The organism is Microcystis sp. M113S1, assembly GCF_020246945.1.
In the GTDB taxonomy this organism is placed as follows: domain Bacteria; phylum Cyanobacteriota; class Cyanobacteriia; order Cyanobacteriales; family Microcystaceae; genus Microcystis.
Map to the genome: position 1 here is coordinate 1 of NZ_JADBSA010000399.1, position 9,935 is coordinate 9,935.

The 9,935-nt window shown below is 43.2% G+C and carries 10 protein-coding genes and 2 pseudogenes; 7 read left to right on the forward strand and 5 right to left on the reverse strand.

The genetic code is table 11. The annotated features are described in order from the left end of the window. From IM319_RS20210 to IM319_RS20225, 4 genes and pseudogenes are all read left to right on the forward strand, one after another. A pseudogene (locus tag IM319_RS20210) lies at positions 1–511 on the forward strand (RNA-guided endonuclease InsQ/TnpB family protein); the annotation flags it as partial. Positions 512–558: 47 nt separating this feature from the next. Then, the gene (locus tag IM319_RS20215; protein ID WP_287736706.1) at positions 559–1,749 is read left to right on the forward strand and encodes a glycosyltransferase family 4 protein; all 1,191 of its coding nucleotides are present in this window, start codon (positions 559–561) and stop codon (positions 1,747–1,749) included. A 90-nt stretch (positions 1,750–1,839) separates the two neighbouring features. Beyond that, positions 1,840–2,457 carry a CP12 domain-containing protein gene (locus IM319_RS20220; protein ID WP_287685581.1) on the forward strand — a complete coding sequence of 206 codons (618 nt, stop codon included), beginning with the start codon at positions 1,840–1,842 and terminating at the stop codon, positions 2,455–2,457. Positions 2,458–2,554: 97 nt separating this feature from the next. Next, positions 2,555–3,061: a DUF1269 domain-containing protein gene (locus IM319_RS20225; RefSeq protein WP_287736707.1), complete on the forward strand. Its 507-nt coding sequence runs from the start codon at positions 2,555–2,557 to the stop codon at positions 3,059–3,061. A 127-nt stretch (positions 3,062–3,188) separates the two neighbouring features. Here the strand turns inward: IM319_RS20225 and IM319_RS20230 are convergent, their stop codons facing one another. From IM319_RS20230 to acs, 3 genes are all read right to left on the reverse strand, one after another. Further along, a complete protein-coding gene (locus tag IM319_RS20230) occupies positions 3,189–3,713 on the reverse strand; it encodes a GNAT family N-acetyltransferase (RefSeq protein ID WP_353857212.1) in 525 nt (174 codons plus the stop codon). A 39-nt stretch (positions 3,714–3,752) separates the two neighbouring features. Next, positions 3,753–4,286: a hypothetical protein gene (locus IM319_RS20235; protein ID WP_287736709.1), complete on the reverse strand. Its 534-nt coding sequence runs from the start codon at positions 4,284–4,286 to the stop codon at positions 3,753–3,755. Positions 4,287–4,545: 259 nt separating this feature from the next. Next, on the reverse strand, positions 4,546–6,516 hold the full coding sequence (gene acs / locus IM319_RS20240) for an acetate--CoA ligase (protein WP_287736710.1): 1,971 nt from the start codon (positions 6,514–6,516) through the stop codon (positions 4,546–4,548). Positions 6,517–6,767: 251 nt separating this feature from the next. On the opposite strand from acs, the gene psaC reads away from it, so the two are divergent. Then, entirely contained in the window at positions 6,768–7,013 is a 246-nt protein-coding gene (gene psaC / locus IM319_RS20245) for a photosystem I iron-sulfur center protein PsaC (RefSeq protein WP_002734319.1), read from the forward strand. A 293-nt stretch (positions 7,014–7,306) separates the two neighbouring features. Here the strand turns inward: psaC and IM319_RS20250 are convergent, their stop codons facing one another. Further along, positions 7,307–7,996 carry a Uma2 family endonuclease gene (locus tag IM319_RS20250; RefSeq protein WP_287736711.1) on the reverse strand — a complete coding sequence of 230 codons (690 nt, stop codon included), beginning with the start codon at positions 7,994–7,996 and terminating at the stop codon, positions 7,307–7,309. Between the two features lie 75 nt (positions 7,997–8,071). Between IM319_RS20250 and IM319_RS20255 the strand changes: the two genes are divergently transcribed. Further along, complete coding sequence (locus tag IM319_RS20255; protein WP_287736712.1) at positions 8,072–8,800, forward strand: ABC transporter ATP-binding protein; 729 nt, start codon at positions 8,072–8,074, stop codon at positions 8,798–8,800. A gap of 2 nt (positions 8,801–8,802) precedes the next feature. Here IM319_RS20255 and IM319_RS20260 read toward each other — a convergent pair whose 3' ends face one another. Next, a complete protein-coding gene (locus tag IM319_RS20260; RefSeq protein ID WP_287736713.1) occupies positions 8,803–9,555 on the reverse strand; it encodes a class II glutamine amidotransferase in 753 nt (250 codons plus the stop codon). A gap of 113 nt (positions 9,556–9,668) precedes the next feature. On the opposite strand from IM319_RS20260, the pseudogene IM319_RS20265 reads away from it, so the two are divergent. Then, a pseudogene (locus IM319_RS20265) lies at positions 9,669–9,935 on the forward strand (RNA-guided endonuclease TnpB family protein); the annotation flags it as partial.

Below are 9,935 nucleotides of genomic sequence, written 5' to 3' on the forward strand. Positions count from 1 at the left end.
AAAGCAATTAAAGACGCTTTGGCGTTAGTCCAGTCTAATGATCTGGTAGTCTATGAAGCTTTAAAGGTAAGAAACTTAGTCAAAAACCGTCAGCTTGCCAAGTCGATTTCTGATGCTTCTTGGTATCAATTCACTGAATGGGTTGAATTTTTTGCCAAGATTTATGGGATTGTTTGTGTTGCTGTTCCTCCCCATTTTACTAGCCAAGATTGTTCAGTTTGTGGAACAAGAGTTCAAAAAACATTAAGTACTAGAACTCATCAATGTCCTAACTGTAAAACAGTCTTAGATAGGGATCATAATGCAGCAATAAATATTCTAAAAAAAGGGTTACAATATTTGGGAAATCATCTCAACGGTACTGTTGGGCAAACAGAAACAGACCCAAACGCCTTGGGAGAGTCCGGTAAGAAAGGTTTTCAGTGGAGACATTGAGAATCTAAGCTGTCTCGTTGAACAAGGAATTTCCGATAGTGATAGGTCAAGAATCCCCCGTCACAGCGTAGCTTGACGGTGGGAGTATGTCAACAGCTTAAATCAGGTCGAGGTTAGGGAAAAATGAGGATTTTAGTGTTAGCGTGGGAATTTCCACCGCGATTAGTGGGCGGTATCGCCCGTCATGTCGCTGAACTCTATCCCGAAATCGTCAAACTCGGTCATGAAGTCCATTTAATCACGATCGAATTCGGTCAGGCCCCCAGTTACGAACTGGTCGAAGGCATTCACATCCACCGCGTCCCCGTACCCCCCGGCAATGACTTTTTCCATTGGGTGGTCAACATGAATAACAGCATGGGGCAACAGGGCGGCAAACTAATCGCCGAATACGGAAAATTTGACCTTGTTCATGCCCACGATTGGTTAGTAGGGGATGCGGCCATTGCCATGAAACATCTCTTTAAAATACCCCTGATTGCCACTATTCACGCCACGGAATACGGACGTTATAACGGACTGCACACCGACACCCAACGCTATATCGGCAGCAAAGAGGGAACCCTCGTCTATAATGCTTGGCGCATTATCGTCTGCACTGGCTATATGCGTCATGAAGTCCATCGGGCTTTGGGCGCACCCTGGGATAAAATCGATGTGGTTTATAACGGTATTCGGGCCGAGAAAAAGCAAAGAGACCCTAACTTTGATTACCAAGCTTTTCGTCGTCAATATGCCCAAGATCACGAAAAAATCGTCTATTACGTCGGGCGTATGACCTTTGAAAAGGGGGTTTCGGTGTTACTCAACGCTGCCCCAAAAGTCCTCGTCCAGACCGAGGGTCAAACTAAATTTGTCATTATCGGTGGCGGCAATACCGACAAACTCAAACAACAGGCCTGGCATCTCGGTATCTGGCATCATTGTTATTTTACGGGCTTTATGTCCGATGAAAACCTCGATCGCTTCCAAACCGTGGCCGATTGTGCCGTTTTTCCTAGTCTTTACGAACCTTTTGGCATTGTCGCCTTGGAAAGTTTCGCCGCTAGGGTTCCCGTGGTAGTTTCCGATACCTGCGGTTTTCCCGAAGTTGTCCGTCATGGCCAAACGGGAATTGTCACCCGGGTCAATAATCCCGATTCCCTCGCTTGGGGCATTTTAGAGGTTTTAAATCATCCCGAATACGCTCAAAAATTAGTTAATCACGCCTACGAAGACCTAGAAAAACGCTTTCATTGGGCGAATTTAGCCCGTCAAACCGAGACAGTATATGGTTTGGTTGTCCAAGAACGACAACTGGTAGAATGGCGTTAATAGGGGATCAGTTTTTTGTCCGTCAGCCGTCAGCATTAGGGGTCAGTTTATATCCTAAAATAACAAAGGCACAACTTAACTTCTCTAACTATGACTATGAAAGCAGCTGAAATTATGACCACGGAGGTGGCCAAGATTAAAGGTTCTGAAACCGTTGCCAAAGCAGTACAATTGATGAGAGAAAAGAACATTAGAACTCTCATTGTTGATCGTCGTCACGATGAAGATGCTTACGGAATTATCACTGAAACCGATATTGTCTATAAAGTCGTCGCTTTCGGTCAAGATCCGCAAAAAGTGCGAGTCTATGAAGTGATGAGCAAACCCTGCATCGTGATTAATCCCGACCTCGGGGTTGAATATGTAGCTCGCTTATTTGCTAATACCGGTATTCGTTTCGCACCGGTAATTAAAGGTGATTTACTCGGTGTTATATCTGTTAGTGACATCCTCCATAAAGGTAACGCCGTCGAAAAGCCCCGCAGTTTTGATTTAGAAGCGGAGATTATCAAAGCTAGAGATATTGCCCGGGCAGTATGTGCTGAAAAAGGGGGAAATTCTCCCGATTGTGCCGCAGCTTGGGATGTTGTTGAGGAATTACAGGCAGAATTGGCACACCAACGCGCTAAAAAACCGGAAAAAACCTATTTTGAGGAATACTGTCAAGAAAATCCCGATGCTTTTGAAGCTCGTATTTATGACAGCTAATCTCCATGGGTTTGAGGTATTCTCCGATACCTCAAACGTTTTAATCCGGCAAAAGTAGTGTATAAAGGTTTTATTTACTAATAATCGAGGAAAAACTATGGCTGATCTATTTGTCATCGCCTATGAGGACGAATTTAAAGCAGAAGAAGTTCGTTTAACTTTGGCTAAACTGCAACAGGAACATCTCATCGAGTTAGAAGATGCTGCCGTAGTGGTTAAAAACAAAGATGGCCAGATTAAACTCAAGCAAGCGGTCAATTTAACGGCAGCAGGAGCGGCAAGTGGCAGTTTCTGGGGATTATTAATCGGAATGCTCTTTTTATCCCCTTTATTAGGGGCTGTCCTCGGTGCTGCTGGTGGCGCTTTGGGAGGTGCTTTAAGTGATATCGGTGTGGATGACAATTTTATGCGGGAATTGGGAGAAACCATGCAGCCAGGTACATCTGCTCTCTTTGTTCTCGTCCAAAAAGTTACCCCCGATAAGGTCCTCGATGAAGTGGCCCCCTACGGAGGTAAAGTGTTACGCACTTCTTTGACCAAAACCGACGAAGCTGAATTACAGAAAATTCTCGACCAAAGAGGTGTTAAACCCGAAATCGTTTAGGATATGGGTCCATAAAAGCTAGAAAAAGGGAATATATTTCCCTTTTTACTTTTTGATCAAGAATGGGTTTAGCATGACAACCACAGCAGTTATAAAATAAGAAACAATCAATAATTATTAATGAACTTTAAGCTGCGATCGAGAATAAAAGTGCTTCAGTGTCGTAGTATTTATTCGTTAATCCCATTGATTGCATTCCTAGTCTTTCGGTGACACGAATTGAGCGATAATTATCGGGATTAACCACCGCGTAGATAATCGGCAATTGTAAGGTGATTAAGCCGTATTCTAGAATAACTTTAGCCGCTTCGGTTATATATCCTTGTCCCCAATAATCGCGCCGTAAATGCCAACCAATTTCGATATCTGGGGTAGGATAACCGTGGTTATCGGGCAAATTCTGTAAAATTATCGAACCGATAATCTGATTATTTTTTCGATCGATCATTGCCCACCAATCGCTGCCATTACCCTGATTACGAATAGTTGCTAATCTTTCGGAAAAATGGGCATTTAAACTCTCAATATCCGTGGCTAACTGACGAATTCTCGGTAAAAAATCAGTGACTTCGGAATTTTGATATATCTGAAAAAAAGACTCTTTGTCTGCGGGGAGTTGCCAAGGACGGAGAATTAGGCGCTCGCTTTTCATTGTTTGACTGAGCAAATTATAGCAATTCTCTTGCTGAGATTAGGGATTATTGTCGATAAAAAAGCTTCTAAATACCACAGCTAGTAAGGAACCACTTAGGACAGTTATCAATGTCCAAATTTGATTTTTTTGGGTTCCTTCGACTTTCTCTAAGCGTTTATTCATGTCATCAAATTTACTATCAAGAGTTTTAATATCACCTTTAACTTCCGTGAGTTCAATCTTTAAATCGGTAGTATCTTTTTGAATAGTTTTGACATCAGCTTTCATTTCCGCTTGTCCATTCTCAATCACCTTCAATCGATTGTCCACCTCAATCAGTCGAGTTTCCATGGTAGTGAGTCGAGTTTCCACGGTAGTGAGTCGATTGTCCATGGTAGTCAGTCGATTGTCCACCTCAATGAGTCGACTGTCCATGATAGTGAGTCGATTGTCCATGGTAGTGAGTCGATTGTCCATGGTAGTGAGTCGATTGTCGATTTCGTTGAATCGATGTTCGATTATCTTCTGTCCATTGAGGATTAAATCTTCTAGTCTTTTTAAATCATTATCGGTAGTAGTGGTGATGGTCATTGATTAAACTCCTATAATTTCCCTTGGCTATTATCTTTATCATTATACCAAATCCGTTTTTAATCGTGTGATTAACTCCCAAGTTATGGATTGTTTTTTCCCACTTCCCACTTCCCCTATACCTTTTAAACAGGATTTATTATTAGCTATAGCTTTGCTGCTTGAGCAAATATGTTCACCGAGCATCACTTTAGTTAGAGTGAGATAAGATTAACTCTTAATTCCTCACCCTAACTACTAGGAAAAACCGGCAATTAAATTACGCACCTTGCCGTAATTTATCCAGAACCGATCGATCTTCTAGAGTAGAAGTATCACCAGAAATCTCTTGACCTGATGCTAAAGTTCGCAAGAGACGACGCATAATTTTACCCGATCGCGTTTTTGGCAGCACATCGGTAAAACGGATTTCTCCCGGTCGAGCAATAATGCCAATTTCCTTGACAACGTGATCCTTTAATGCTTGCGCTAACTCCGGACTCGCTTCATAATGCCCCTCGAGAGTCACAAAAGCATAGACTTCTTCCCCTTTAATTTCATCCGGTCGTCCCACTACAGCCGCCTCCGCTACCGCGGGATGAGATACTAAAGCTGATTCGATCTCCATTGTCCCTAAACGGTGGCCAGAAACGCTCATCACGTCATCGACGCGCCCCATTACCCAGAAATAACCGTCCTCGTCCTGACGACTACCATCCCCGGCAAAATAGAGATATTGGCCATTTTTGGGGGCGATATGTTCCCAGTAGGTATTGCGGAAGCGATCGGGATTTTTATAGACTGTTCGCATCATACCGGGCCAGGGATATTTGACCACCAGATAACCCCCCTCATTCGCGTGGGTGGGATTGCCCTCTAAGTCCACCACTTCGGCGATAATACCGGGAAAAGGTAGGGTTGCTGACCCCGGTTTGGTGGCAATTGCCCCGGGTAAGGGAGTAATCATAATTCCCCCGGTTTCCGTTTGCCACCAAGTATCGACAATCGGACATTTTTCCTTACCGATAACCCGGTGATACCACATCCACGCTTCCGGGTTAATCGGTTCTCCCACGGTTCCCAGTAAGCGCAAAGAGGATAAATCCCGGGTATTGGGGATATCTTCACCCATTTTGATAAAAGCGCGGATAGCAGTGGGGGCAGTATAAAAGATATTAACGCGATATTTCTCAATTACATCCCAAAAACAGCCTAAATTAGAGGGACGGGGAACCCCTTCATACATTACCGTGGTTGCACCATTGGAGAGAGGTCCGTAAACGATATAACTATGGCCAGTAATCCAACCCACATCGGCAGTACACCAGTAAACATCGGTGTCTTTCAGGTCAAAAATCCATTTGCTGGTGATATGGGTGTAGAGATTATAACCGCCGGTGGTGTGGACGACTCCTTTCGGTTTGCCGGTGGAACCACTGGTGTAGAGGATAAATAACATATCTTCGCTATCCATCGGTTCGGCCGGACAATTAGCAGATACCTGTTTTTGTAGATCATGCCACCAGTAATCGCGATCGGCAACCATATTGATGGGTTCCTTGCTGCGCTGGACAACGAGAACTTTTTCCACACTGGGGGCGCTATTATCGGCTAGAGCCAGATCTACCTGTTCCTTGAGGGCAACTACTTTATCCTTGCGGAAACCACCATCGGCAGTGATTACCACCTTAGCAGCCGCATCATTAAGACGATCGCGCAAAGCATCGGCACTAAATCCCCCAAAAACTACACTGTGGGGCGCACCAATTCTGGCACAGGCTAACATGGCGATCGCTGCTTCGGGAATCATCGGCATATAAATTCCGACCACATCGCCTTTTTTTACGCCTAATTCCTTTAAAGCGTTGGCAAATTGACAGACTTCTCGGTGTAGCTGTTCGTAGGTAATGGTGCGGCTGTCTCCCGGTTCTCCTTCCCAAATAATGGCAGCTTTATTGCGTCTCCATGTCGTGAGATGTCTGTCAATACAGTTGTAACAAATATTAATCTTGCCGTTGACGAACCATTTAGCAAAGGGGGGCTGCCAGTCAAGAATCTCTGACCATTTTTCAAACCAATGTAATTCTTTTTCGGCTAATTGGGCCCAAAAAGCCGGGGGATCGGCCTTGGCTTTGGCGTAGAGTTGCTGGTATTCTTCAAAGCTTTTAATTGTGGCATTCTGAGAAAATTCGGCACTGGGAGGAAACAGCCGATTTTCCTGTAGGATCGATTCGATCGCTATTTCTGTCATACTGGCAAACGAAATAAATTATCTTGCGATCCAGATTACCTTTTTCGGTTCCCCCCGTAACCCCGGCAAGCAATTCTTTAAGGCTATTTTAGGATTACCCGATCCCCGACTAGCGATCGCCATTTGGCCCCAAGTGTTACAGAGTTTAAAGTTATGTCACCGATCGAGCGATGAACAGATCGCTGTAAGGTAAACTAACCGATAAACCCGAAATTTAACATGGAGAACACTCGGTAAGGAGTCATAATTCAATGTCTCATAGCGTTAAAATTTACGATACCTGTATCGGTTGCACCCAATGCGTTCGGGCTTGTCCCCTCGACGTGCTGGAAATGGTTCCCTGGGATGGCTGTAAAGCTGCCCAGATTGCCTCCTCCCCGCGCACTGAAGACTGTATTGGTTGTAAACGTTGCGAAACGGCTTGTCCGACGGATTTCCTAAGCATTCGGGTTTATCTCGGAGCAGAAACCACCCGCAGTATGGGTCTAGCCTACTAGGCCTGGCAATCATTCTGTGTTTAATATTTAGCGAAAACTAATCTTGTTAAGAGGACTAACCTGTCCTCTTTTTTTGTTATAATCCCGTCGCTAGTTAGGCCGGGCTGAATAAATCTAAAAACCTTGTTGGATAAGGCTTTTAGACTTTTTCCCCCCAAAAAGTGCCTTAGCTAGGAGTGATTGGGAGGAAAATTCAGCTACTTTTTTCCTGAAAATTGGTAAAACCCATCCCCCATCCCCCATCCCCCAACCCCCAACCCCCAACCCCCACCGAAAAACTTTTTCAGCAGACCCTAGTTAGGTAATTCCCCAAAAAGTTGCCGATATTTTTGCAGTTTTTCCTCCATTTCTACTAACTGCTGATTGGCCTGTTCTGCCCGTTTGTGTTCATTTTCAGCCCGTTGCTTTTCCTGCTCCAGTAGTTGATTAATTTCGCTGTAGGACAAAAATTGAGTACCATCAGGACGATAAATTTTTAACTCGTCGGTTAAGTAAAAACGAATGCCTAAACGGGGACTCACCCAATTATTAACCTCACTAACACTGTCTAAACTGTCACCAATTCGCTGCCAAGCTTCTAGACTATTATCATCGGGATTATAGACGTAGTATTCTTGGACTCCATAGCGATCATAAAATAGCAATTTTTTGGCCATTTCGATGGAGGTATTACTGGGAGAAAGAATCTCAAAGACGACTTGAGGAGCAAGATTATCTTCTTGCCATTGTTTGTAGGAACCTCGATCGCCTTTCGGTCTGCCAAATACTACCATCGTATCAGGAGCGGCGGCAATTTTCGGCTGGCCTTGCACGGGATACCATAACAGATCCCCCGCTACAAATACCTGGGGATCATCGATATATAACCAGTCGATATTCTGCTTAATCGTCACTATCCAGTTAAATTGTTTAGTATTATCTGCCATCGGTTTACCGTCGCTCTCAGGATAGATAATCTCGGTTTTGTTAACTTGACTAACCATGGGGAATACCTGCCGAACTCATTGGGCTATTTTTATTATATAATAAACTTGAACTAAGTAAGGAAAAGACCGCTCTTGATTTTAGAACTACAGCAAGTAAATTTAGCTATCCGACAGGCCAGCACCTATCTGTTAGAAGATATTACTTTTAGCATCAAGCAAGGAGAAAAGTTGGCTATTGTCGGGGCATCTGGGGCAGGAAAAACGACTCTTTTGCGATTGTTAAATCGTTTGCAGGAACCAACCACGGGAAATATTTATTTTCAGGGTAAATCGATTAAGGAAATACCGGTTATTTCCCTGCGACAACAGATAGTTTTATTGCCACAAGAGTCGAAATTATTAGGGATGACTGTTCGAGATGCTCTCGCTTATCCTTTGCAATTGAAAAAACTTACTCCTGCGGAAATTAATCAGAGAATTGACCGTTGGACATCCCTATTAAAAATTCCCGAACAGTGGTTTGAGCGCGGGGAGTTAGAATTATCTTTAGGACAAAGACAATTAGTGGCAATTACCAGAGCTTTGCTGTTAGAACCGAGCATACTGTTATTAGATGAACCCACCTCTGCTTTAGATACAGGCACGGCCAGTAGGTTATTAGAAGTATTAAATAATCAAAGTTCAATGACGATAATTATGGTCAATCATCAACTGGATTTTTTAGAGGCATTTGCCGAGAGAGTTATTTATCTAGAAGCGGGAAAAATTGGTTCAGATTGCCTAACCAATCAATTAGATTGGTTAGGGTTGAAAACTCAGTTAATTGATTTAGAAAAATCTCGACAAAGTGACAACTGGTAAGATTAACTTAAAATTGCCGCACCCTCCTGAAAAACTAATAATTCTCCTGCATTAATCGCTGTCCAAACTTCATTATCAGTTAAGGGTGTAGTGGCAATAATTGCCACTTGATCGCTCGGACGAGCTAAAGCTTGAAAATCAACGCTAACATCTTCATCGATTAAATGAGCGGCGGCAAAAGGATACTGACGGATTATATAGCTTAATTTCGTCGAACAATGGGCAAAAAAATGTTCACCATCGGATAAAAGATAATTAAAAATTCCTTGACAAGCGATAGAGTTTGTGATAGTTTTTAGGACTTGATAAAGTTGTTCTAGGGAAGGTTTGCCCTGGGGAAAAGTCTCTCGCAGGGTATTAAGAATTAAACAGAAAGCTTTTTCTGAATCCGTGTCCCCAACCGGTTGATAAAAATCTCCCGCAGGAGGTGAGAAATTTTCTAAATGACCATTATGGGCAAAAACCCAATATTTTCCCCACAATTCACGCCGGAAAGGATGACAGTTTTCTAGTTTAATTTCTCCTTGGGTAGCTTTGCGAATATGGGCGATAACATTGGTAGAATGGATGGGATAGTTTTTAATTAATTCCGCAATCGGAGAAGCGATCGAGGGTTTAACATCAATAAAAGTTCGACAACCTAAACCCTCAAAAAAAGCAATTCCCCAACCGTCTCGATGTTCGTCGGTTTTTCCCCCCCGCGCACAAAATCTCTCGAAGGAAAAACAGATATCCGTGGGGACATTACAATTCATGCCTAGAAGTTGACCGAAAATTTGGGTACAAGCCCCGCCCTCCGCTTAAATATGTATAGTCAACTTAAAGAATTTTGTGTTAAGATATTGATAGTAGGTCGAGCAGTGTCAAAATGTTTGTACTAGAATACAAAGTTAAGCCAAAACCTAATCAGATAGAAGCCATTAATGAAGCAATACGGACAACTCAGTTTGTTCGGAATAAAGTTCTGCGTTATTGGATGGATAATCGGGGTGTTGGCAAAACAGAGTTATTTCGGTACAACACAGCATTAAGGAAAGAGTTTAAATTTGTTGATGATTTAAACTCCCATGCTTGCCAGACTGCCGTAGAAAGAACCTTGCGAGCAATTACTCGGTTTTACGATAATTGCCAAAAT